This window comes from Ancylobacter sp. (genome assembly GCF_965279025.1).
In the GTDB taxonomy this organism is placed as follows: domain Bacteria; phylum Pseudomonadota; class Alphaproteobacteria; order Rhizobiales; family Xanthobacteraceae; genus Ancylobacter.
The window spans coordinates 4,464,179-4,487,042 of sequence record NZ_OZ257132.1 but is presented as its reverse complement, the minus strand read 5'-3'; the positions used below and the strand labels follow the sequence as shown (position 1 = coordinate 4,487,042).

Genomic DNA, 22,864 nt, shown 5'->3' with positions numbered 1-22,864 from the left:
GCGGCGGCTGGCGAGGGCTGCCGCGTCCCGATATCGTCGCGCCGGGCGGCCAGAGGAGAATCACCACATGCCGGACAGGGCGAGCGGATTTCGTGCGGATCGGCGTACGCTGCTGCGCGCGGGCGGAACCGCACTGGCGCTGGCGGCCGGCGGGTTGCTGCCGGCGCGGGCGCAGCCGGTGCCCGTGGATGCGGAGGCGCTGAAGCCGGGCCAGTATGTCTGGTATCCCGACCGCGCGCCGGAAGGCTTCGTCGCCGTCATCGTCTCGCTGCCCGACCAGCGCTGCTATGTCTACCGCAACGGGGTGCGCATCGGTGCCTCGACGGTCTCCACAGGCAAGGCCGGGCACCAGACGCCGACCGGCGTGTTCGTTATCCTGCAGAAGGATGTCGACCACCATTCCTCGCTCTATAACGACGCCTCCATGCCCTATACGGAGATGCTCACCTGGTCGGGCGTGGCGCTGCATGCGGGCGGCCTGCCGGGCTACCCTTCCTCGCATGGCTGCGTTCACCTTCCGCTGGAATTTTCCAAGCTGCTGTTTGCCGTCACCCATTACGGCACGCCCGTCATCATCGCCGACGCGCATTCCCAGCCGGTGGACGTGCTGCATCCCGGCCTCGTGCTACCGGCGGACGCCACGGTGGCGATCGCCAAGGACGACCCGAAGAACGCCAATGGCACGCCCGACAAGGCGGCCGCGCCCGACCCGGCGGCGGATGCGGTGGCGATGATCGTCAGCCAGGCCGACATGGCGCTCACCGTCATCAAGGACGGTGCGGTGGCGTTCACCGCGCCGGTGACGATCCGCGACCCGCAGACGCCGATCGGCAATGTGGTCTATGTGCTGAAAAGCGTGGGCGGCGAGGTGTCGTGGACCGCGCTTTCCTTCGAGGGCTATGGCGCGACGGCCGGCAAGGCGGCCGGCGCCATTGACCGCGTTACGGTGGCGGCGAGCGCCAACCAGCAGCTCTCCAAGCTGCTGGTGCCGGGCTCGACACTGTTCGTCACCGAGCTTTCCGCCAAGCCGGACACGCGCTCGGAAAAGGACTTCGTCATCCTGTCGCAGGCGACGAGTTGAGGAGAGGGCGATGATGCGCCGGATGTGGAGCCTCGCCGGCCTTGCGGGATTGATGCTGATGGCGGCCGGTGCCGCCTCCGCCCAGACGGCGGCGGCCGACCGGCTGGGCAGCCTGCCGGCCAAGCAGGTGTTCGGCGAGCAGAAGCGGCCGGCGCCGCTGGAGGCCCGCTCGATCGGCTTCTATTCCAAGGGATGCCTCGCCGGGGCGCAGGCGCTGCCGGTGAACGGGGCGACGTGGCAGGCGATGCGCCTGTCGCGCAACCGCAATTGGGGCCATCCCGAGCTTATCGCCTTCCTCGAACGTTTTTCCGCCACTGTACCGCGCATTTCGCAATGGCCGGGCATACTGGTCGGCGATCTCTCGCAGCCGCGCGGCGGGCCGATGCTCACCGGCCACGCCTCGCACCAGATCGGCCTCGACGCCGACATCTGGCTGACCCCCATGCCGCGCCGCGAATTCTCCGCCGAGGAGCGCGAGAAGATTTCCGCGACCGTGATCGTGCGCAAGGACCGGCTCGACGTCGACGCCGCCGTGTGGACGCCGTCGCATATCGCGGTGATCAAGGCCGCCGCGCAGGACCCCGAGGTCGAGCGCGTGCTGGTCAACGCCGCCATCAAGAAGGCGCTGTGCCGCGACGCGAAGGGCGACCGCGCCTGGCTGCAGAAGGTACGGCCCTATTGGGGCCACGACTACCACATGCATGTCAGGCTCTCCTGTCCCGCCGGGGCGAGGGACTGCCGCCCGCAGGACCCGGTGACGCCGGGCGAGGGCTGCGGCAAGGAGCTGGACTGGTGGTTCTCGGAGGGCAACATCAACCCCAGGCCGCCCGCCGTGCCGCCCAAGCCCAAGCCGCCCATGCTGGTGAAGGACCTGCCCGAGGCCTGCCGCCAGGTGGTGCTGGCGCCGTGAGAGGGCGGGGCGCCGACGGCGCGTCGCTTGCCCCTGGGTCCCGGTGCGGCGCTCCGCCTTCGGCTGCGCTGGACCGGGACACGCTCAGCGACCCGTTCCCCGGAGGAGTCGCGCCTGCGCGGCGCCGATCCGGGGCCTAGAGTCGGGCGCACGCCTCGGCTAACCCCGCCCGTCCTCCAGAATCATCCCGGCCGCCTTCTCGGCGATCATGATGGTCGGCGAGTTGGTGTTGCCCGAGACGATGCTCGGCATGATCGAGGCGTCCGCCACGCGCAGGCCGCGAATGCCGAGCACCCGCAACCGCTGATCGACCACCGCCATCGGGTCCGAGGGCAGGCCCATCTTCGCCGTGCCGACCGGGTGGAAGATCGTCGTGCCGATATCGCCGGCGGCGCGGGCCAACGCCTCCTCGCTGTCGTCGACCCCCTTGCCGGGCAGGAACTCGTCCGGCGCGAAGGGCGCCAGCGCCGGCTGGCCGACGATGCGGCGGGCGACGCGGATGCTGTCGGCGGCGACGCGGCGGTCCTCGTCGGTGGCGATATAGTTAGGCTTGATGAGCGGCGCGGCGGCGCTGTCGGCACTCGCCAGCGCCACATGGCCACGGCTGGTCGGGCGCAGATTGCACACGCTCATCGTGAAGGCGGGGAAGGCGTGCAGCGGCTCGCCGAACTTGCCGAGCGAGAGCGGCTGGACGTGGAATTCGAGGTCGGCCCGCTCGATCTCCGCGCGCGAGCGGGTGAAGATGCCGACCTGCGAGGGCGCCATGGTTAGCGGCCCACGCTGGAACAGCGCGAAGTCGAGTCCCATCTTCGCCCGGCCGAACAGCGAATGGTACTGCTCGTTCAGCGTCGGCACGCCGGCGACCTTGTAGATCATCCGCAATTGCAGATGGTCCTGCAGATTGGCGCCGACGCCGGGGCGGTCCAGCGTCACCTTGAGGCCGTGCCGCGCCAGTTCCTCGCCCGGGCCGATGCCCGAGAGCTTCAGCAGGTGCGGCGAGCCGATGGCGCCGGCGGCGAGGATGACCTCAGCCCGTGCCCGGGCGGTGCGCGTCACGCCATTCTGCCGGTAGACGACGCCGGTGGCGCGGCCATCCTCGATCAGCACGCGCTGGGTATGGCAGGAGGTCTCGAGCCGGAGGTTTTGCCGCGACAGCACCGGCTTGAGGAAGCCCCGCGCGGCGCTCCAGCGAAAGCCGCGCTTCTGGTTCACCTGGAAATAGGACGAGCCCTCATTGTCGCCGGTGTTGAAATCGGGAATTGGCGGGATGCCGGCCTGCCTTGCGGCCTCGCGCACGGTGTCCAGCAGCTTCCAGGTGAGGCGCGGCGCCTCGACCCGCCATTCACCGCCGCCCCCGTGGAATTCGCCGCTGCCGAGATAATGGTCCTCATGGCGCTTGAACACCGGCAGCACGTCGTCCCAGCCCCAGCCTTCAAGCCCGAGCTGGCGCCAATGGTCGTAATCGGCGGCCTGTCCGCGCATGTAGATCATGGCGTTGATGGCGGAGGAGCCGCCAATGGTCTTGCCGCGCGGATAGTTCAGCGCCCGCCCGTTGAGCCCCGCTTCCGCCTGCGTCTTGAAGCACCAGTCGGCGCGGGGATTGCCGATGGCGAAGAGGTAGCCGACCGGGATGTGGAACCAGATCCAGTTGTCGCGCCCGCCGGCCTCCAGCACCAGAACCCGGTTCTTCGGGTCGGCCGACAGCCGGTTCGCCAGCACGCAGCCGGCCGACCCGGCGCCGACCACGATGTAGTCATAGGTCTCGGCGGAATCGGTCGGGGCTTCGGTCACGTCAGGCACCTGCGGGTCGTCACGGGAGTGCGATAAAGCCGCCGGCCTTCCCGCGCGGCAAGCCGAAATCCCGCGCAAGGGCTGTTCGCTTATGGGCGGTAGTGCGCCCCTCCCGCGCCGGCACGACGCCCCCTTAACGCAGCTACTGCCGCAGCTTGCTGGCGAACACGCCGATGGTCTTGGCGTAGACCTCGGCCTTGTTCCAGCCCAGCAGCGCCTGGTAGTTCGGCTCGCCCGGTCCCCAGCCGGCGCCGGCGCGCCAGCCATAGCCGCGCAGATAATTGGCGGTGGAAGCCAGCACGTCCGGTGCGCTGCGCACGAGGTCGGCGCGGCCGTCGCCATCGAAATCGACGGCGAACTTCACATAGGACGAGGCCATGAACTGGGTCTGGCCGATCTCGCCCGCCCAGGCGCCACGCATTTCGGCAAGGGTGAGGTCGCCATGCTGGTAGATGCGCAGCGCGTCGAGCAGCTGCGCGGTAAAGAAGCCGGTGCGCCGGCAATCATAGGACAGCGTCGCGAGCGAGCGCATGATCGGCATCTTGCCCTGGTTGGCGCCGTAATCGGTCTCCAGCCCCCAGATCGCGACCAGCACCTCGCCCGGCACGCCGTAGCGCTGCTCGATGCGGGCCAGCGTCGAGGCATATTGCTTGAGCTTCTGCTTTCCCTGGGCGATGCGCCCGCCGCTGATGCGGTTGGCCGCGAACTGCTCGAAGCTCATCTTGAAGTGCTTCTGGTTGCGGTCGAGCCGGATCACCGTCGTGTCATAGGTCACGCCGTCCAGCGCCCGCAGAGCCGAGGGCGAAATGCCCTGCGCCTGCGCCTCGCGCTTGAAGGACGGCAGCCAGGCGGCAAAGCCCGAGGCATCGTTGCCGCAGGTCGCGGCGAGCGCGGGCGTCAGCGTCAATGGAAGCAGGCAGGCGACGGCGATGCCGCTGCGCCGGATAAGCCCGCGAATGTGCCTGAATGTGCCTGCGATCATCTTCGCCCCCTGCGCTGTCGTTAGGACTAGCATGACGGAGGCAGATGAACGGGCGGTTTCACCTTCGCGTCAACGGCCGAGTTTCAGATGCCGATCCGCCCGAAGCCCGGCAGCTTGATGCCCGGCCGGCGCAGATCGAGACCGGCGACGGCGCCGAGCAGGTTGAACTCGATTCCCTCCACCCAGGCGATGGTGAGGCCGGCATAGCCGTCCAGCGAGAGCCGCAGCCCGGTGCGCGAGGGGGCATAGCCGAACCAGCCGCCATCCACCGGGTAATCCTTGCCGATAGCGGTGGGCGGCAGGGTGACGCTCATCTCGGGAACCTGGCCGATGACATGGGCGACGAAGCTGTTCGAGTTCGGCCCCGGCCACACATGATAGTCGCCGGCCTCGCCATAGGGATAGGAAGCGATGGCGGCGCGCAGCTTCGGGATCAGCCGCTCGGCCTCGGCCCCGGTCGCCTCGAAAACGATCTCCGGGTCGTTGCCGTACCAGCGCCCGTCCGGCGCATAACTGTTGTGGCGGATGGGGCGGCCCCAGCCGACCTTGTCATAGCGCTCATAAGCGCCGGCGCCCGGCGGCTTGAACACGATCCAGCTATGCACGGCGAAAATGCCGCGCCAGCGCCCGACACGGGCGGCGTAGATCCGCACCATCGCCGCGGGATGGCTGGCCGCCGCCGGCAGCGTGCCGGTGCTCGACCAGTCGGCGGTGTTCCAGCTACGGCTCCAGTCGGACGTGCGCCACTGCACGAGCGCATGGGCGCCGAGCGGCAGGGCAAAGAGCAGCAGGAATGCGAGGAGCATCAGGCGGAGGGAATAGTGCATGTGAGCGCCAACATGCCTATGCGCGCCTTGCATTTAAAGGGCCGGGCCCGGCTGCGCGCGAAAACGTGTCCGCCGGCGGCGCCCGGTGGTCACCGGTGCGTGAGCGGCGTCGGGCCGGTTCCGCCGCGCGGCGTCTTGCGTGTATCGTCGCCCCGGCGTCAGATGACGCGGCGAACGGCCGGAGCGAGCGGAGGGGCGGAATGGACGGCGGCACGAGCTTCTTCGGCGACCTGCTCGGCTCCATTGCCGAGCGCGGCCGCGCGCTGCTCGATATCGGGCGGGAGCGGCGCCCCGCCGGCGAGGCACGGGCGGCGAGTGTGACGCAGCTCTGCGAGCGCCTGCTTTCCGGGCAGGGCGAGGCCTCGGGCGTCGCGCTGGCGCAGGACATCCTTGCCGCCTATGCCGGGCTGCGCAGTGGCGAGCGCATCGCCTTTTTCGAGACGCTGGCAACCTCCTTCGGGCCGGATGCCGGGCGGCTGGAAAGGGCGCTGGCTGCCCATGAAGCCGCCCCGAGCGGACGCAGCGTCGCGGAGATCCATGCCGCCAGCGAGCCGCGCCGGCAGGAGCTGATCCGCCGCTTCAACCTCGCGCCCGGCGCCACCGCGCAACTGGTGGCGATGCGGGCGGACCTGCTCAAATTCCTGCCGCGCCGCCGCGATCTCGCCGATGTCGATCGCGACTTCACCCATCTCTTTGCTTCCTGGTTCAATCGGGGGTTCCTCGTGCTGCGCCGGATCGACTGGTCGACCCCCGCCAACGTGCTGGAAAAGATCATCCGCTACGAGGCGGTGCATGAAATCCGCGACTGGAACGACCTGCGCGCGCGGGTCGATAGCCCGGACCGGCGCTGCTACGCCTTCTTCCACCCGGCGCTGGTGGATGAGCCGCTGATCTTCGTGGAGGTGGCACTCACCCGCGAGGCGCCGGCGGCCATCGCCCCTATCCTCGATACCGCGCGCACCCCCCTGGCGCCGGAGGCGGCGCGCACCGCCGTGTTCTATTCCATCTCCAACTGCCAGACCGGGCTCGGCGGGGTCAGCTTCGGCAATTTCCTGATCAAGCAGGTGGTGGCGGAAATCTCGCGTGAATTCCCCAATCTGCGGGAGTTCGTGACGCTCTCGCCGGTGCCGGGGTTCCGCGCCTGGCTGGAGGGGGAGCGGGCCGACCCGGCCTCCGCCGCCCTGACGCAAGCCGACCGCGCGGCGCTGGCGGCGCTGTCCGGCGACGGCGCCCCGGACGAGGCGACGCAGGCCTCGCTCCGGCCTGTCATCGCGGCGCTGGCCGCGCATTATTTCCTGATCGCACGCACAAAGAAGGGCAAGCCGATCGACCCCGTGGCGCGCTTCCACCTCGGCAATGGCGCGAGGTTGGAGCGAATCAACCCGTTCGGCGATCTCTCGGCGCGCGGCATGGCGCAGGCATGCGGGCTGATGGTGAACTACCGCTACATGATCGACGAGATCGAGAAGAACCACGAGGCGTTCTTCGATCGCGGCACCATCGTGGCGAGCTCGCAGGTGCGCAAGCTCGCGCGGGTCGACGAGCATGCCAAGCTGCCGGCGCTGCAGGAGGCGGCGGGGTAGGGCGGCCCCGCCGGGCGGGCGCCCGTGCTTGACAGTGCAGGCGGGCTTATGCCCGATGCCCGGCAGTGTCTCGCGGGCAGGCGGAGCGTTCCATGCGGTTTCTACCCCATCTTCTCAAGCGGTTCATCCATAAGGGCCGGTTGACCGTTATCGAGCCGAACGGCACGCGCACCGTGTTCGGCACCGGCCAGGATGGGCCCGACGTCGTCATCCGCCTCCACGACGACAAGCTCGACCGCGAGCTGTTCTTCAACCCGGAGCTGGTCTCGGCCGAGGCCTATATGGATGGCCGCCTGACCTTCGAGGACGGCTCGACCGTCTATGATTTCCTCTCGCTCTTCTCGGTGAACCGGGGCGGCCTCGCCTCCCACCCGGTGCAGCAGGCGCTGCGCCGCAGCTGGCGGGCGCTGAAGCGCTGGCACCAGTCCAACCCGCTCGGCAAGGCGGCGTCCAACGCGCAGAGCCATTACGACCATCCGCCCGACTTCTACCGGCTCTGGCTGGATTCGCGGATGATCTATTCCTGCGCCTATTTCCCCACGCCCGACGCCTCGCTGGAAGAGGCGCAGGAAGCCAAGCTGCGCCACATCGCCGCCAAGCTGAAGCTGGAGCCCGGCATGCGGGTGGCGGAGATCGGTTCTGGATGGGGGGCGCTCGCCATCTATCTCGCCAAGCTCGGCGTGCACGTCACCGCCATCAACGTCGCCACCGAGCAGCTGGCGGAATCGAAGAAGCGCGCCGAGGCGGCGGGCGTGGCGGATCGCATCACCTTCTTCGAGCGCGACTATCGCGAGCTCACCGGCAGCTATGACCGCATCGTCTCGGTGGGCATGATGGAGCATGTCGGCGTCAATCATTTTGACGATTATTTCAACACCATCAAGCGGTTGCTGGCGCCGGGCGGCTTCGCCATGATCCACGCCATCGGCCGCATGTCGCCGCCCGGCACCACGGCGCCGTTCATCCGCAAATACATCTTCCCCGGCGGCTATGTGCCGGCGATGTCGGAGGTGTTCACCTCGCTGGAGCGCGTCGGGCTGTGGACGGCCGACTGCGAGATCCTGCGACTGCACTATTACTGGACCATCCGCCATTGGCGGCTGAACTTCGAGGCCAAGCGGCCCGAGGTGGTGGCGATGATGGGCGAGCGCTTCGCCCGCATGTGGGAGTTCTACCTTGTCGCCGTCGAGCTCGGATTTCTCAACGGCTCGAACATGGTTTTCCAGCTGCTGCTGTCCAACCAGCGCGACGACGTGCCGGTGATTCGCGATTTCATCGTCGACGAGGAAAGGGCGCTGGCGGCGCGCGGGTGAGAGGCGGAACCTTCCCAAGGCTCGGGCGTTCGGTTTTTCAACGAGTTTTTGCACCTGGTCCAGAAGTTCTCCGCATGCGCGACTGCAGACCGTCGGGTTCCGCCCGGCTCGTAGCCCTGTCCCAGCCTTACGGCCCGTGCTGTAACCCGCCGGCAATTGGCGGGGGCGCCCATGTCGCCGGCTGAACGCGTCGACCTCAGCAATTGCGATCGCGAACCGATCCATGTGCCGGGCAGCGTGCAGTGCCATGGCTGCCTGATTGCCTGCGATCCGCAGGGCGAGGTGGTGCAGCGCCATTCCAGCAATGCCGCTTCCATGCTGGAAGTGTCCGGCTCGTTGATCGGCCGGGACCTCGCCGCGATTCTCGGCGCTGAGGCCGCCCTGCGTATCCGCGAGTCGCTCGCGCGCGGCTCCGAGCCGTCGTCGCCAGCGCTGCTGTTCGGCATCGAGCTGGCGTCCGGCAAGCGTTTCGACGTGTCTGTGCATGTCTTCAAGGGCGTCGGCATAGTGGAGTTCGAGATCGCCTCGGCCGAGGACGGGCCGGCGCTGGATCTGGCGCGGTCCATGTTCGCGCGGGTGCGCGGCGAGCGGGATCTCGACAAGCTCCTGCATCATTCCGCGCGGCTGATGCGCAATCTGCTCGGCTATGACCGGGTGATGATCTACCAGTTCGCGCAGGACGGCGCCGGGCAGGTGGTCAGCGAGGACAAGCGGGAGGATCTGGAGAGCTTCCTGCACCAGTGGTTTCCCGCCAGCGACATTCCCCATCAGGCGCGCGAGCTCTATGTGCGCAACATCGTCCGGGTGATCGGCGACGTGGATGGCGAGCGCTGCCCGCTGGTGCCGGAGGAGAGCCCGCTCGGCGACCCGCTGGACCTGTCCTATGCGCATCTGCGCTCGGTATCGCCGATCCATCTGGAGTACCTCCGCAACATGGGGGTCGCGGCGTCCATGTCGATCTCGGTGATTGCCGACGGCCAGCTCTGGGGTCTGGTTGCCTGCCATCATTACGCGCCGCGCGTCCTGCCCATGGCCGAGCGCGTGGCGGCGGAGATGTTCGGCGCGTTTTTCGCGCTGCATCTGCAGGCGCTGAAGCAGAAGCGCTCGCTGGAACTGGCGACCAATGCCCGCCGGGCGCTCGACCGGGTGCTTCGGCTCGCTTCGCAGGATGAGGAGGTCGGCGACCTGCTGCGCGGCAATCTTGCCGAATTCGCCAAGCTGATGCCCTGCGACGGCATCGGCTTGTGGCTCGCGGGACAATGGAGCTTTGAAGGCTCGGTGCCGCCGGCGGCGGAGATTCCCGGGCTCGCCAATTTCGTCGGCGAACGGGCCAGCGGCAAGGTATGGGCGACCGGCGAACTCTCCGAAGAGTGGCCGCGCGCCGCCGACTTCAGCGCGGCCGCCTCGGGCGTGCTGGCACTGCCGCTGTCGCAGCTGCCGCGCGACTATCTGTTCTTCTTCCGCAAGGAGATCGTTCACACGCTCGACTGGGCGGGTCGGCCGGAGAAGGTCTACGAGACCGGCCCGCTCGGTGACCGCCTGACGCCGCGCAAGAGCTTCGCGATCTGGAAGGAGACGGTGCGCGGCAAGGCCAGCCCGTGGACCGACGCCGACCGGGAGATCGCCGAGGCGGCCCGCTCCACGCTGGTCGAGATCGTGCTGCGCCACAACGAGCTGATGGCGGACGAGCGCGACAAGGCCGATACGCGCCAGCGCCTTCTCAATGAGGAGCTCAATCACCGGGTCAAGAACATCCTCGCGGTGATCAAGTCGCTGGTGGAGCACTCGCTGCAGGACGGGCGCAGCACGCAGGACTATGTGGACAGCCTGCGCGGCCGCGTGCAGGCGCTGGCCATCGCCCATGACCAGGTGGTGCGCGGCGCGGGGGGCGGCTCGCTCAGTGACCTGCTGCGCGCCGAACTCTCGCCCTATGGCGGCGATGCCAAGCGCCTGACATTGACCGGGCCGATGGTCTCGCTCGATGCCCGCGCCTTCTCGGTGATGGCGCTGGTGCTGCACGAACTCTCCACCAACGCGGCCAAATACGGCGCGCTCTCGCGTCCGGACGGGAGGCTCGAGGTGAAATGGTCCGTGCTTCCGGGCGGCGACTGCGAGGTGGTGTGGCGCGAGCTTGGCGGACCGGAGGTCATTTCCACCGGCCGGCGCGGCTTCGGCATGGCGCTCATCGAGCGCAGCGTGCCCTATGACCTCGGCGGCAGCAGCCGGATGGAATTCGCCGCCGGCGGACTGTTGGCGCATTTCCGCCTGCCTGCGCGCCATGTCTCGACCTCCGCCGCGGACGAAGCGCAGGGGGCGGACGTCGATTTCCTCGGCGGCAACGATTCGACGCCGCCCTCGCTCGCCGAATTCGGCGTGCTGCTGGTCGAGGACCAGATGCTCATCGCGATGGATGTCGAGATGATGCTTAACGATGCGGGCATCGAGAATGTGGTGACGGCGCCTTCCGTGGCCGAGGCGATGCGCCGGCTGCAGGAATTCACGCCGGACCTCGCAGTGCTCGACGTCAATCTGGGCGCGGGCACCTCGGCGCCGGTGGCCGAGGAACTTCAACGGCTCGGCGTGCCATTCATCTTCGCGACCGGCTATGGCGACCGCTCGATGATCCCCAAGGGCTGCGAGGGCGTGCCGGTTCTGCCCAAGCCCTATGAGAGCGAACCGCTGCTCAAGGCGCTGCGCGAGCTTCTGGAAGCGCGGGCAGGGGGCACGCGCTAGACTGCCGGCGCTCCCTGCGCGGGCTGCGTGCCGTAATAGGACAGGAACACCCGCACGGCGCGATCGACGGTCTCCTCGATCTGCGCTGCGGTCGGCTGGCCGCCGACACCAAACAGCAGGCCCTTGACGCTGTTGCTCTGGCAAAGGTTCAGGAATTCAAAGGCGGCGGCGAGATCGTCATCGATGCGGAGCCGGCCAAGTTCCGCCTGCTGGCGCAGCAGGTCGGCCAGACGCTGGCCACCGTGACAGGGGCCGGCGTCGAAGAAGGCGCGACCGACGCGCGGAAACTTCTCGGCGATGGCGATGACCATGCGGACCAGCCGAATATGGTCGGGCTGGACCATCATCGTCATGAAGGAGATGCCGATGCGATGGAGCAGGCTCGCCACATCCTCGATCGACGGATCGACGACGAAGAGGTGCTCGGCCGAGCGGGCGCGATCATTGAGCACCAGCGCCTCGAACAGTTCGTCCTTGCTGGAGAAGTAGACATAGATCGTCGCCTTGGAGACGCCGGCGGCCTTGGCCACCTCGTCCATGCTGGCGCCGTCGAAGCCCTTTTCGAAAAAGACCTTCCGCGCGCCATCGATGATGTCGCGGCGCTTGGACGATTCCGGCTCGGTGCGCGGCGTCGTGGCGGGATTCTCTGTGTCGATCATGGTCATGGCTACCCTCGGCTTCCTGATAGGGCGCGCGGGACGGGCTTGTCAAAGCCCTTGACTAAACTGTTTAGTTTGATATGTAAAGCACAAGGTGAACTGAACGGTTTAGTTGTGGGTCGGAGGCCGTCATGGCTCAAGCAGATAGTAAGGCGTTGCCGAGCGCCGGGGCCGAGCGCCCGACGGGCAACGAGCCTATTCCCCTGAAGGCGCGCAAGCCCGCGCAGGAGCCGGCGCCCGCTGCTGAGGTGGGGGTGGCACAGAAGCCGCCGCGCTCGCGCAAGAAGCTGGTCTTCGCCGCGATCCTCGTCGCCGCGCTGGCGGGTGGCGCCTATTACGGGCTCGGCTGGTGGCAGGTGGGGCGGTTCCTCGTCTCCACGGACGACGCCTATGTGGGCGCCGACACCTCCATACTCGCCGCCCGGGTGGGCGGGCATATCATCGCCCTCGATGCCGACACCAACCAGAGTGTGAAGGCCGGTGACGTCATCGCCCGCATCGACGATGGCGACTATCGGCTCGCCGTGCAGGCCGCCGAGGACAAGATCGCCACCCAGCAGGCCACCATCGAGCGCTATGGCGAGCAGATGGCTGCCGGGCGGGCGGAGGTCGACCAGGCGAAGGCGCAGCTCGTCTCCGGCGAGGCGGAGCTCAACCGGGCCGAACTGGAGCTCTCCCGCCAGACTGAACTCATGAAAGACCAGTTCTCCAGCCGTGCCACGATGGAGAACGCCCGCGCCGACCGCGACAAGGCGAAGGCGGCGGTGGATGCCGCCAAGGCCTCCGTGACCTCGGCCGAGGCGAGCATCACCGTCCTCGGCGCGCAGCGGACCGAGGCGACGCGCACCCTCGACGAGCTGAAGACGGCGCGCGACCAGGCGCAGCGCGATCTCGATTTCACCCTCGTGCGGGCGCCCTTTGACGGCGTCATCGGCAATCGCGCGGTGCAGGTGGGGCAGCTGGTGCAGTCGGGCACGCGGATCGCCGCCCTGGTCCCGATCTCACAGGTCTATATCGACGCGAACTTCAAGGAGACCCAGCTCGGCGAGCTTCATACCGGCCAGAAGGTCGATGTCGAGGTCGACGCCTTTCCCGACGAGACCTTCCATGGCCGGGTGGTGAGCGTCGCGCCGGCGTCCGGTTCGGTGTTCAGCATGCTGCCGCCGGAGAACGCCACCGGCAATTTCACCAAGATCGTGCAGCGCGTGCCGGTGCGTATCGAGCTCGACGAAGCCGCCCGCGACAAGGCGGAGCTGCGCCCGGGCATGTCGGTGGTCGCCACCGTCGACACGCGCAGCTGAGCCCCGGGAGGCATCCATGGCGGACATAACGGCCCCATCGGGCGCCGCACCGCGCGCGGCGTCTTCCGAGGGAAGGCGGATGTTCGCCTTCCTGTGCATGGTCTTCGGCATGTTCATGGCGATCCTGGACATCCAGATCGTCTCGGCCTCGCTCTCGGAGATCCAGGCGGGCCTTGCCGCCTCGTCGGACGAGATTTCCTGGGTGCAGACCAGCTATCTCATCGCCGAAGTGGTGATGATCCCGCTCTCCGGCTTCCTGTCGCGGGCGCTGTCGACGCGCTGGCTGTTCGCCGCCTCGGCGGTGGGCTTCACCGTGATGAGCTTCATGTGCGCGACGGCGACCTCGATCAACCAGATGATCGTTTATCGCGCGCTGCAGGGCTTTCTCGGCGGCGGCATGATCCCCACCGTGTTCGCGGCGGCCTATTCGGTGTTCCCGCGCGAGAAGCAGGGCGTCGTGGCGCCGCTGATCGGCCTGGTGGCGACGCTGGCGCCGACCATCGGCCCGACCATCGGCGGCTACCTCACCGACCTGTTCTCCTGGCACTGGCTGTTTCTCGTCAACATCATCCCCGGCATCTTCGTCGTCGTCACCACGGTGACGCTGGTGGATTTCGACGAGCCCGACCTCGCGCTGCTCGACCGCTTCGACTGGTGGGGCCTGCTGTTCATGGCCGGCTTCCTCGGCAGCCTCGAATTCGTGCTGGAGGAGGGGCCGACCAATGACTGGTTCGAGGATCGGTGGATCGTCCTCTTCGCCCTGCTGTGCGGCGTGTCGGCGGTGGCGTTCTTCGCCCGCGTGTTCATGGCCCGCGAGCCGGTGGTGGACCTGCGCGCCTTCGCCAACCGCAACTTCGCCGTCGGCTCCGCCTTCAGCTTCGTGGTCGGCATCGGCCTCTACGGGCTGACCTATCTCTACCCGCTCTATCTGGCGCGGGTGCGGGGCTATTCGGCGCTGATGATCGGCGAGACCATGTTCGTCTCCGGCCTCGCCATGTTCCTCTGCGCGCCCATTGCCGGACGGCTGATGGGCAAGGTCGACCCGCGCCTGATGATCGCCTTCGGCTTCGGCGCCTTCGCCGTCGGCACCTGGCAGGTCACCGGGCTGACCAAGGACTGGGATTTCTGGGAGCTGCTGGTGCCGCAGATTCTGCGCGGCGTCGGCATCATGATGGCGATGATCCCGATCAACAACATCTCGCTCGGCACCCTGCCGCCGGACCAGCTGAAGAACGCCTCGGGCCTGTTCAACCTGATGCGCAATCTCGGCGGCGCGGTGGGGCTCGCTTTGATCAACACCGTGCTCAACAACCGCTGGGACCTGCATCTCGCGCGGCTGCACGAGAATGTGCAATGGGCCAACGAGGCGGCGGTCGAGCGGCTCGACGCGATGACGCGGGCGCTGTCCGGCCTGGGTTCGGATGCCGGCACGGCGGCGCTCAAGCGGCTGGCGGCGCAGGTGCGCATCCAGGCGGAGGTGATGGCGTTCTCCGACGTCTTCCTCGTGCTCACCGTGCTGTTCGTGGCGCTGTTCTTCGCCGCCCCGCTGCTGCGCCGCCCGACGCACAAGGTGGAAGGCGGGCACTGAATTTCTCTCTCCCGCCACATCCGGGCCGGGTCGGTAAAACCGCCATGGCCGGGCGTGGCCGGGAGGAACGTCATGGCCGGGCATGTCCCGGCCATCCACGCCTTCGGGGAGGTTGCCCCCCCGACCCGAAAGCGTGGATGCCCGGGCCCAGGCCCGGGCATGACGGCCCTCCGGGCTCCGCGCGAGCCCGTTCGCGGGTGCCCTCACGCGTGCGGGTTTAGCCCCGCCCTTGCCGTTTTACCGGCTCTCGGCTATGACCGTCCTCCAGAGCAACCTCGCGAGAGCCGAGCCGTGACGAATTCGTCCGCCCGCCGTTCTTCCGCGACCCCGACCGCCCAGCGGTTTCCGGGGACGGCTCTCATTGCGTCCGGGCTCCTTCTTCTTAGCCGCCCCTGAGGGCCGGCCGGGCTTCGCGCCTGGGCGCTCAGGGGATGACGCCTCCCACATCCGCCCAACCGCCCCATATACGCCGGACGATGCCGCGAGGGACCAAGGTCCCCATGGCTCCCGGCGCCGGAAGTAAGAAGGAAGCCGCCCATGTCGAACGCTCAAGATCCCGCCCAGGGTCGCACCCAGGATCACGCCTCCGCTGATCGCGTCGTCATCTTCGACACCACCCTGCGCGACGGCGAGCAGTGCCCCGGCGCCTCGATGACGCTGGAAGAGAAGCTGCAGGTTGCCGATCTGCTCGACACGATGGGTGTCGACGTCATCGAGGCCGGCTTTCCCATCGCTTCTAACGGCGATTTCGAGAGCGTCGCCGAGATTGCCCGCCGCACCCGCAACGCCGTCGTCGCCGGCCTCGCCCGCGCCATTCCGGTCGATATCGCCCGCGCCGGCGAGGCGGTGAAATCTGCCCGCCGTCCGCGCATCCACACCTTCGTCTCGACCTCGCCGATCCATCTGGAACACCAGATGCGCAAGACGCAGGACCAGGTGATCGACATCATCGCCGGCACGGTGGCGCAGGCGCGCAACCTGGTCGACAATGTCGAATGGTCGGCGATGGACGCCACCCGCACGCCGATCGACTATCTCCAGCGCTGCGTGGAAACGGCGGTGAAGGCCGGCGCCACCACAATCAACCTGCCCGACACGGTGGGCTATGCCACCCCGTCCGAATATGAGGCGATGTTCCGCCAGGTGCGCGCCTATATCCTCGACCGGGTGCCCAACGGCGAGCAGATCGTGTTCTCGGCCCATTGCCACGACGATCTGGGCCTCGCGGTCGCCAATTCGCTGGCGGCGCTGGCCGGCGGCGCGCGGCAGATCGAATGCACCATCAACGGACTCGGCGAGCGCGCGGGTAACGCTGCACTGGAAGAGGTGGTGATGGCGATCAAGACACGCGGCGACGTGCTGCCCTTCGCCACCGGCATCGAGGCGACCATGCTGACCCGCGCCTCCAAGCTGGTCTCGGCGGTCACCTCCTTCCCGGTGCAGTACAACAAGGCCATCGTCGGCCGGAACGCCTTCGCCCATGAGAGCGGCATCCACCAGGACGGCATGCTGAAGAACAACACCACCTACGAGATCATGACCCCCGACAGCGTCGGCGTGTCGAAGACCTCGCTGGTGATGGGCAAGCATTCCGGCCGCGCCGCCTTCCGCGACAAGCTGAAGGCGCTGGGCTACGAGCTGGGCGAGAACGCGCTGAACGATGCGTTCAGCCGCTTCAAGGAACTCGCCGACCGCAAGAAGGTGGTCTATGACGAGGACATCGAGGCGCTGGTCGATCACGAGATCGCCGCCGCGCATGACCGCATGAAGCTGGTCTCGCTCAGCGTCATCGCGGGCAGCCATGGCCCGCAGCGCGCCACCATGAAGATGGCGGTCGACGGCGTCGTCGCCACCGAGGAGTGCGAGGGCAACGGGCCGGTGGATGCGGTGTTCAACTGCATCCAGGCCATCGTCCCCCATGCCGCCAAGCTGGCGCTCTACCAGGTACACGCCGTGACCGAGGGCACCGATGCGCAGGCCGAGGTGTCGGTGCGGCTGGAGGATGGCGACAAGGCGGTGACCGGGCGCGGTTCCGACCCCGACACGCTGGTCGCCTCGGCGCAGGCCTACATCATCGCGCTCAACAAGCTGGCGACCAAGCGCGGCAGCATGAATGCGCAGGCGCAGCCGGCGGCGGAGTGATGGGCGCCGGAAGGCGCTGACCGCATCGCTCGGCCGATCATAAACATCCGCCGCGTCGGTTCCCGGCGCGGCGGCGTCGCTTTCCGCTGAAGCCTGCGTCACGTGGCGGCGGCCATAATGCTGCCGGGACCGTCGCGGATGGCTATGGGGCCACCGGAGGCTTCCCATGCCGGCCTGTCCTGTATGACGCTCGTCCCGTCCACGCCGTACGCCGAAGGCGGGATGAGGCAGCACCGGCCGCCTTGCCGGCGGTCGGGGGCTTATGCGGCGCGGCTGGCCGGGTCGGCGCTGCTGCATCTCGGTGTATTGGCGGCGATCTTTCTGGCGTCTGCCCGGAGCTTTCCGGAACCGGCCGAGGTGCCGGCGCTGGAAACGGAGATCATCAGCTCCCGTGACTTCGCCGCCCTGCGCGCGGCGCCTCCACCGCAGCCGCCGTCACCGTCGGTGGAGGCATTGCGGCCCGCCGGCACCGCAGCTGCGCCGTCTCTCTCACGCGTAATTCCGGCAAAGCCGGCCGGCTTGCCGGAGATGGTGCGCCCGTCGCGGATGCTCTCCGAGCAGGCGCTCGGCAATCCCCGCAGCCGGGGCCTGCGCCGCGAACTTGGCCGCCTTGGCGAGGAGGATCGCCTCGCCCAGCTCTGCAATCTGGAGGCGATGGAGCAGATCCACGCCTGGCATCAGGAGTTCCAGCCCGACCGACTGGTCGATTACGCCTCCGGCGATGCGGCTCTGGAAGGGTCGGTTTTCATCGCGAAGGGCGGCGCATTTCGCAGCCAGCGCACATGGTACGACGTGTCGTACCGATGCGAACTCGATGAAGCGTTGCGCAAGGTGGTCGGTTTCGCCTTCCGTGTTGGCGCGGCGATCCCGCGCGACGATTGGGCGTCCTACAATCTTCCGACCCTGCATTGATGCCGCGGGGCGCGTAGCGCCTCAAAATCCGGTCGCCACCAAAAAAAGAAAGCCCCGGCCAATGGCCGGGGCTTTTGTCGTCGTGTCACTCGGCGCCGGGCGGAAGCGGGGGCTGGCCAGGGGCGCCGCCCTGAGGACGGGGAGGCCGCTGCTGCGGATTGCCCTGCTGGGGAGGACGCTGCTGGCGCGGTTCGGCCGCAGGCTTCTGCTGGCGCTGCTGCTGAACCTGCTCTTGGCGCTGTTCTTGGCGCTGCTGCTGGCGGGCGCGCTGCTGCTCCTGCTGGGCGCCCTGCTTCTGCTGGCGCTCCTGCTGCCGGGCACGCTGCTGCTGCTCCTGAGCGTCCCGCTTCTGCTGGTTCTGCTGCTGGCGTTCCTGCTGTTTGGCGCGCTGCTGCTCCTGCTGCGCACCCTGCTTTTCAAGATTCTGCTGGCGCTGAACCTCGCGCTGCTTCTGAACCTCTTCCTGCTTCTGCTGGTTCTGCTGCTGGCGGGCGCGCTGCTGTTCCTTCTGCGCTTCCTGCTTCTGCTGATTCTGCTGAAGCTTGAGGTCGCGCTGCTGGGCACGCTCCTGCTGCCGCTGCTCCTGCTGCGCCCGCTCGCGCTCCTTCGCGCTGGGGCGGGCGGCGTCGGGAGCGCCCGGCCCGGCGGGACCATCACCCGCCTGACCCTGCGCCGGGCCCGGCCGCGCCGGCGTGTTGGCCGGTGCATCCGGGCGCTGGCCGGGCGTGCCGGGGCGCTGATCGGTCATGCCGGGACGGCCATCCGGGCCTGCGGGCCGCTGGTCGGGCATTCCCGGCCGTCCGTTCGGTGCGCCGGGGCGCGGATCGGGTCCGCCGGGACGTCCCGCGCCGGTACCACCCGGCGGCAGGCCGGCGGGACGTGCCTTGATCGCCCGTTCGGCGCGGGCGCGCTGCTCGACCTGCATGCGTTCGAAGGTCGCCCGGCGCTTTTCCAGTGCCTCGCGCTGGGCGCGCTGCATGGCGTCGGCACGGGCATCGGCCTGGCGGCGCTCGTCGCGCAAGCCATCCGCGCGCTCGCGCTGGAGGTCGCGGACCTCGCGGCGGTAGCGGTCGGGATCGTTGAAGCGCTGGTCGCGAAGTTCGCGGCGGCGATCGGGCTGGAGCAGGTTCAGGAGGGCGACGGAGGGGGCGAAGACGCCCGGCACGTCGCGATCCTCGCGCACATATTGGCGGATCAGCGCGCGCCGGTCCGGCTCGACCTCGCGCACATAGCGCGGCGGCGGGCCGCGGCGGTCGCCGAAGTCGAGGCGCGGGGCGAAGATGCCGAGGCTGTTGCTGCGGCCGTCGTAGAAGACGTCGTCGCGGCGGTCGACATAGTACACCTCGCGGCTCACCAGCCGCTCGCGGATCGGCGCGTCATAGACGCTGTAGCCGAAGCCGCGATTCACATAGAATCCGTCGTCCCAGCTCGGCTCGTAATAGTCCGGCGCGGCCTGCAGGAAGATGTTGATCTGCGGGATCGGCGCCACGTGGACGGCGAGGTTCTCCTCGGCGATGTAGCGGTCCTCGACGAACACCCAGCTCTCCGCCACCGGCGGGGCATAATGGGCGGGGCGGCCGACGGCATAGCCGGGGCGGTCCGGCGCGACCGGCGCCCAGCCGGTCTTCCCGCCGCCGCGCCGCCAGGTCACCCAGGCCGGCGCCCAGGTGTCGCCCGGAACCCAGAACCAGCCATAGGCGGGATCATAGCCCCAGCGCCCGTAATGATAGGTCGCCCAGCCGAATGGCTCATAGGATTCCCAATACCAGCCATAGGCATCGGTCCAGACCCAGCGCCCTTCCTGATAAGGCCGCCAGCCCGCGCCGACATCGGACGGGATGAACACATACTGATAGTCGGGGTGCTGCACCCAGGTGCCGTACTGGCCGAGCTGGTCGTAGAACAGGTTGACGTCCATCGTGGCGCCGCCGCCCTGCGGCCCGGCCTGGGCGAGCTGGAAGGGCGCGTTCTGGGCATAGGCGGGGATCGTCGCGACGCCGGCAAGAAGGCTCGCTCCGAGTCCGGCAACGAGGATGGGGCGTTTCAAGCGAAGCATGGGGCACCTCTGGCGGCTTTGCAGTGCTCTATAACGCCGTCGATGCGCGATGGTTCAACTATTCGTGGGTCGACCCGGCGCTTTTTTCGGCGGGAACTCGGGGGCCCGTCAATCGCGTCAAAAATATGATGGCAACAGGGCCGGGCTTACTTTCCCGAAGTCATGTCGAACGCAAGTCAAGCGTTGGAATTACCTGTCTAATTTGGCGTGGCGCAGCAGGTTGTCCTGCAACATGTTGACGAGTGCGGCGCCGTCGCCCAGCAACGCGCCGTCCAGCGAGCGCACCGGCCGCACGAAACGCACCGAATTGGTGAGGAACACCGCATCCGCCCCGGCCAGCGCCTGCGGTGCCAGCGGGCGCTCCTCGACGCTGAGGCCGAGGGCCGGCGCCGCCTCGATCACCAGCGCCCGCATGATGCCGGGCAGGCAGCCCTCCTTGAGCGAGGGGGTGATGAGCCGCCCGCCGATGAGCGCGAACAGATTGGCGATGGTGGTGCAGGCGATCCGGCCCTGCGTGTTCAGGATGAGCGCGTCATCCACCCCCGCCAGCGCCGCCTCGCGCGCGGCGAGAATGTGGTCGAGATAGCCGAGCGTCTTCAGGTTGGCGGTGGGCGAGAATTCATTGCGCCGGCCATTGGCCGTGACCAGCCGCGCCGGCTGGCCGAGCAGGGCAGGGCTCCAGGGCGTGGCGGAGACGACAAGCGTCGGCGCCCCTGCGCTGGCCGGCCACAGGCCGCGCGCCGCCGTGCCGCGGGTCAGCGTGGTGCGCAGGATCGTCGGCGCGGGCGTGAGCGCGGCGTCCAGCGCCGCCTCGATGGCGGCGGCCTCGATCGCGATGCCGATCCGCTGGGCGGCAGCGACCAGCCGGGCGACATGGCGGGCGCGGGCGAAGACCTCGCCGCCCAGCGCCAGCGCGGTGTCGAAAACGCCGTCGCCAAGGGTGAATCCCCGGTCATCGATGCTGATCGTTGGGCTCACGCAGCGCTCTCCCGTCGGCGTGCGAGCTTCAGGAAGTTCGCCATCAGGTCATAGCCATGGCCCGTCAGCACGGATTCGGGATGGAACTGCACGCCATAGGTCGGGTGGTCGCGATGGGCGAGGCCCATGATCTCGCCATCGCCGCTCCAGGCCGTGGCGTGGAGCGGGGCGCCCTCGTCGAGTTCCACGGCCAGCGAATGGTAACGCCCGGCGGGAAAGGGCGAGGGCAGGCCGGCGAACACGTCCGAGCCCGTATGGCGCACCTGCGAGGCTCGCCCGTGCATCGGCTCCTTTGCCCGCACCACGCGCCCGCCAAAGGCCTGTCCGATGCACTGGTGGCCGAGGCATATGCCGAGAATGGGCAGACGTCCCGAGAGGGCGCGCACCGCCTCCAGCGAAATGCCGGCCTCATTGGGCGAGCAGGGGCCGGGCGAGATCACCAGCGCCTCGGGCGCCAGCCGTGTGATGGCGTCGATATCGAGCGCGTCGTTGCGGGCGACCTCGACCTCCTCGCCGAGTTCGACGAGATAGCGCGCTACGTTGAAGACGAAGCTGTCGTAATTGTCGATCAGCAGGATCACGGCAGCGCCTCCGGCGTGAAGGCGCGAAAGAGCCGCTCGGCCTTGGTCAGGCTTTCGGCATGCTCGGCGGCCGGGTCGGAGAGGGTGGTGATGCCGCCGCCGACACCGAAGCTGGCCCGTCCGTCTTCCACCGTCACGGTGCGGATGGCGATGTTGAAATCCATCGTTCCGTCGAAGCCGATATAGCCGATGGAGCCGCAATAGACGCCGCGCGGGCGGCCCTCCAGCTCGCGGATGATCTCCATGGCGCGGATCTTCGGCGCCCCGGTGATCGAGCCACCGGGGAAAGACGCGGCCATGAGGTCGAGCCCGTCGCGGCCCTCGGCGAGCGTCCCCGTCACCACCGAGACGAGGTGGTGGACATTGGCATAGGTCTCCAGCCCGCACAGGCGCGGCACCTTCACCGTGCCGGGGCGGCACACCCGCGAGAGATCGTTGCGCAGCAGGTCGACGATCATCACGTTCTCGGCGCGGTCCTTCTCGCTGGCGGTGAGTTCGCGGCCGCGGAAGGCGTCCAGCGTCGGTTCCACCGAGCGCGGCACGGTGCCCTTGATCGGGCGGGTTTCGACCTCGCCGCCGTCGAGCTTCACGAAGCGCTCCGGCGAGGAAGAGGCGATGGTGCGGTCCTCGTTGACGATCAGCGCGGCGAAGGTCGCCGGGTTGGCGCGGCGGAGCTGGTGGTAGAGGGCCAGCGGGTCGATTTTTCCGACTTCGGCCTCGAAACGCTGGGTGAAATTGGCCTGGAAGATGTCGCCGGCGCGGATGTAGTCGATCACGCGCGCCACGGCGCTGCGGTAGTCTTCGGCGTCGAAATTGGAGCGCCATCCCTCCACCGCCGCCGGCGGGCCGAGCGAGGCGGCGGGGACGGCGAGGCGCTCGCTCGCTTGCGCCAGACGCTCGCGGGCCCGGCGGGCGCGGCGGGTGGGGTCGCGCTCGGGCCAGCCGGTGGAGATGAGGAAAGCGCGCTCGGCGACGACATCGAAGGCGGCGACGACGTCGTAGAAACCGAGATCCACCTCCGGCCCCTCGCCGGGCTCCGGCTGAAGGGTCGGGAAACGATCAAACAGGCGGCCCGCCTCATAGGCGAAATAGCCCGCTGCCCCGGCCTGGAAGGCGGCCTCGCCCGGCAGGCGCGGCTGGGCATAGGCGGCAAGGCGCCCGCGCAGCGCCTCCAGCGGGGCGCCGTCCTCGCGCTCGCCGTTCCAGCGGGCGACGCCGGCCTCGACGCGGAAGCGGCCGAAGGGCTCGGCCATGGCGTAGGACCAGCGCCCGAGGAGCGGGTGGCGCATCGCGCTGTCGAGGAAGGTGAGGCCGGCAATGGACCCGTCGTCGCGGCGGCCGAGGCGGCGCGCGGCCTGCCACGGGTCTTGCCAGGCAATTTCGACGACGAGGGGGGGCGGCTGTTGAATCATGCACGGAATATGGAA

General features: G+C 68.6%; 17 protein-coding genes. 9 read left to right on the top strand and 8 right to left on the bottom strand.

Annotated features, from left to right (window positions below):
* The first annotated feature begins 67 nt into the window (after positions 1-67).
* Together ACQY76_RS20875 and mepA are read left to right on the top strand one after the other, a co-directional pair.
* Entirely contained in the window at positions 68-1,081 is a 1,014-nt protein-coding gene (locus tag ACQY76_RS20875; protein WP_428030595.1) for a L,D-transpeptidase, read from the top strand.
* A 13-nt stretch (positions 1,082-1,094) separates the two neighbouring features.
* Entirely contained in the window at positions 1,095-1,991 is an 897-nt protein-coding gene (mepA, locus tag ACQY76_RS20870; RefSeq protein WP_428033075.1) for a penicillin-insensitive murein endopeptidase, read from the top strand.
* Positions 1,992-2,150: 159 nt separating this feature from the next.
* Here the strand turns inward: mepA and ACQY76_RS20865 are convergent, their stop codons facing one another.
* From ACQY76_RS20865 to ACQY76_RS20855, 3 genes are all read right to left on the bottom strand, one after another.
* A complete protein-coding gene (locus ACQY76_RS20865; RefSeq protein WP_428030594.1) occupies positions 2,151-3,791 on the bottom strand; it encodes a GMC family oxidoreductase in 1,641 nt (546 codons plus the stop codon).
* Positions 3,792-3,924: 133 nt separating this feature from the next.
* Positions 3,925-4,764, bottom strand: a complete 840-nt coding sequence (locus ACQY76_RS20860; RefSeq protein ID WP_428030593.1) for a lytic murein transglycosylase — start codon at positions 4,762-4,764, stop codon at positions 3,925-3,927.
* Positions 4,765-4,847: 83 nt separating this feature from the next.
* Complete coding sequence (locus ACQY76_RS20855) at positions 4,848-5,591, bottom strand: DUF3750 domain-containing protein (RefSeq protein WP_428030592.1); 744 nt, start codon at positions 5,589-5,591, stop codon at positions 4,848-4,850.
* Positions 5,592-5,791: 200 nt separating this feature from the next.
* Here ACQY76_RS20855 and ACQY76_RS20850 point away from each other — a divergent pair, with 200 nt between their 5' ends.
* The 3 genes from ACQY76_RS20850 to ACQY76_RS20840 all read left to right on the top strand — a co-directional run bounded on the left by ACQY76_RS20850 (position 5,792) and on the right by ACQY76_RS20840 (position 11,220).
* Entirely contained in the window at positions 5,792-7,174 is a 1,383-nt protein-coding gene (locus ACQY76_RS20850) for a malonyl-CoA decarboxylase (RefSeq protein ID WP_428030591.1), read from the top strand.
* 92 nt (positions 7,175-7,266) lie between these two features.
* Positions 7,267-8,487 (top strand): class I SAM-dependent methyltransferase, encoded by a 1,221-nt coding sequence (locus ACQY76_RS20845; RefSeq protein WP_428030590.1) that lies wholly within the window; start codon positions 7,267-7,269, stop codon positions 8,485-8,487.
* A gap of 171 nt (positions 8,488-8,658) precedes the next feature.
* Complete coding sequence (locus ACQY76_RS20840) at positions 8,659-11,220, top strand: HWE histidine kinase domain-containing protein (protein WP_428030589.1); 2,562 nt, start codon at positions 8,659-8,661, stop codon at positions 11,218-11,220.
* Here ACQY76_RS20840 and ACQY76_RS20835 read toward each other — a convergent pair.
* Positions 11,217-11,885 carry a TetR/AcrR family transcriptional regulator gene (locus ACQY76_RS20835; protein WP_428030588.1) on the bottom strand — a complete coding sequence of 223 codons (669 nt, stop codon included), beginning with the start codon at positions 11,883-11,885 and terminating at the stop codon, positions 11,217-11,219. The genes ACQY76_RS20840 and ACQY76_RS20835 overlap by 4 nt on opposite strands.
* 125 nt (positions 11,886-12,010) lie before the next feature.
* Between ACQY76_RS20835 and ACQY76_RS20830 the strand changes: the two genes are divergently transcribed.
* The 4 genes from ACQY76_RS20830 (at position 12,011) to ACQY76_RS20815 (ending at position 17,822) form a co-directional block, all read left to right on the top strand.
* Positions 12,011-13,180, top strand: a complete 1,170-nt coding sequence (locus tag ACQY76_RS20830; RefSeq protein WP_428030587.1) for an HlyD family secretion protein — start codon at positions 12,011-12,013, stop codon at positions 13,178-13,180.
* 16 nt (positions 13,181-13,196) lie between these two features.
* Entirely contained in the window at positions 13,197-14,768 is a 1,572-nt protein-coding gene (locus tag ACQY76_RS20825) for a DHA2 family efflux MFS transporter permease subunit (RefSeq protein WP_428030586.1), read from the top strand.
* A 537-nt stretch (positions 14,769-15,305) separates the two neighbouring features.
* Positions 15,306-16,910, top strand: a complete 1,605-nt coding sequence (locus ACQY76_RS20820) for a 2-isopropylmalate synthase (RefSeq protein ID WP_428030585.1) — start codon at positions 15,306-15,308, stop codon at positions 16,908-16,910.
* Between the two features lie 183 nt (positions 16,911-17,093).
* The gene (locus tag ACQY76_RS20815) at positions 17,094-17,822 is read left to right on the top strand and encodes a DUF930 domain-containing protein (RefSeq protein WP_428030584.1); all 729 of its coding nucleotides are present in this window, start codon (positions 17,094-17,096) and stop codon (positions 17,820-17,822) included.
* Positions 17,823-17,907: 85 nt separating this feature from the next.
* Here the strand turns inward: ACQY76_RS20815 and ACQY76_RS20810 are convergent, their stop codons facing one another.
* From ACQY76_RS20810 to pabB, 4 genes are all read right to left on the bottom strand, one after another.
* Positions 17,908-19,878, bottom strand: a complete 1,971-nt coding sequence (locus ACQY76_RS20810; RefSeq protein WP_428030583.1) for a DUF6600 domain-containing protein — start codon at positions 19,876-19,878, stop codon at positions 17,908-17,910.
* Positions 19,879-20,067: 189 nt separating this feature from the next.
* Positions 20,068-20,856, bottom strand: a complete 789-nt coding sequence (locus ACQY76_RS20805; protein WP_428030582.1) for an aminotransferase class IV — start codon at positions 20,854-20,856, stop codon at positions 20,068-20,070.
* The gene (locus tag ACQY76_RS20800; RefSeq protein ID WP_428030581.1) at positions 20,853-21,437 is read right to left on the bottom strand and encodes an anthranilate synthase component II; all 585 of its coding nucleotides are present in this window, start codon (positions 21,435-21,437) and stop codon (positions 20,853-20,855) included. Before ACQY76_RS20800 ends, ACQY76_RS20805 begins: the two co-directional genes overlap by 4 nt.
* Positions 21,434-22,849, bottom strand: coding sequence for an aminodeoxychorismate synthase component I (gene pabB / locus ACQY76_RS20795; RefSeq protein ID WP_428030580.1), 1,416 nt, complete (start codon positions 22,847-22,849; stop codon positions 21,434-21,436). Before pabB ends, ACQY76_RS20800 begins: the two co-directional genes overlap by 4 nt.
* Between the last annotated feature and the right edge of the window lie 15 nt (positions 22,850-22,864).

Bases quoted from the DNA above. Each gene is read 5' to 3' on its own strand.
- ACQY76_RS20875 (WP_428030595.1), top strand. From the start codon at position 68: ATGCCGGACAGGGCGAGCGGATTTCGTGCGGATCGGCGTACGCTGCTG.
- mepA (WP_428033075.1), top strand. From the start codon at position 1,095: ATGCGCCGGATGTGGAGCCTCGCCGGCCTTGCGGGATTGATGCTGATG.
- ACQY76_RS20860 (WP_428030593.1), bottom strand. From the start codon at position 4,764: ATGATCGCAGGCACATTCAGGCACATTCGCGGGCTTATCCGGCGCAGC.
- ACQY76_RS20855 (WP_428030592.1), bottom strand. From the start codon at position 5,591: ATGCACTATTCCCTCCGCCTGATGCTCCTCGCATTCCTGCTGCTCTTT.
- ACQY76_RS20850 (WP_428030591.1), top strand. From the start codon at position 5,792: ATGGACGGCGGCACGAGCTTCTTCGGCGACCTGCTCGGCTCCATTGCC.
- ACQY76_RS20845 (WP_428030590.1), top strand. From the start codon at position 7,267: ATGCGGTTTCTACCCCATCTTCTCAAGCGGTTCATCCATAAGGGCCGG.
- ACQY76_RS20840 (WP_428030589.1), top strand. From the start codon at position 8,659: ATGTCGCCGGCTGAACGCGTCGACCTCAGCAATTGCGATCGCGAACCG.
- ACQY76_RS20835 (WP_428030588.1), bottom strand. From the start codon at position 11,885: ATGACCATGATCGACACAGAGAATCCCGCCACGACGCCGCGCACCGAG.
- ACQY76_RS20830 (WP_428030587.1), top strand. From the start codon at position 12,011: ATGGCTCAAGCAGATAGTAAGGCGTTGCCGAGCGCCGGGGCCGAGCGC.
- ACQY76_RS20825 (WP_428030586.1), top strand. From the start codon at position 13,197: ATGGCGGACATAACGGCCCCATCGGGCGCCGCACCGCGCGCGGCGTCT.
- ACQY76_RS20820 (WP_428030585.1), top strand. From the start codon at position 15,306: ATGTCGAACGCTCAAGATCCCGCCCAGGGTCGCACCCAGGATCACGCC.
- ACQY76_RS20815 (WP_428030584.1), top strand. From the start codon at position 17,094: ATGACGCTCGTCCCGTCCACGCCGTACGCCGAAGGCGGGATGAGGCAG.
- ACQY76_RS20810 (WP_428030583.1), bottom strand. From the start codon at position 19,878: ATGCTTCGCTTGAAACGCCCCATCCTCGTTGCCGGACTCGGAGCGAGC.
- pabB (WP_428030580.1), bottom strand. From the start codon at position 22,849: ATGATTCAACAGCCGCCCCCCCTCGTCGTCGAAATTGCCTGGCAAGAC.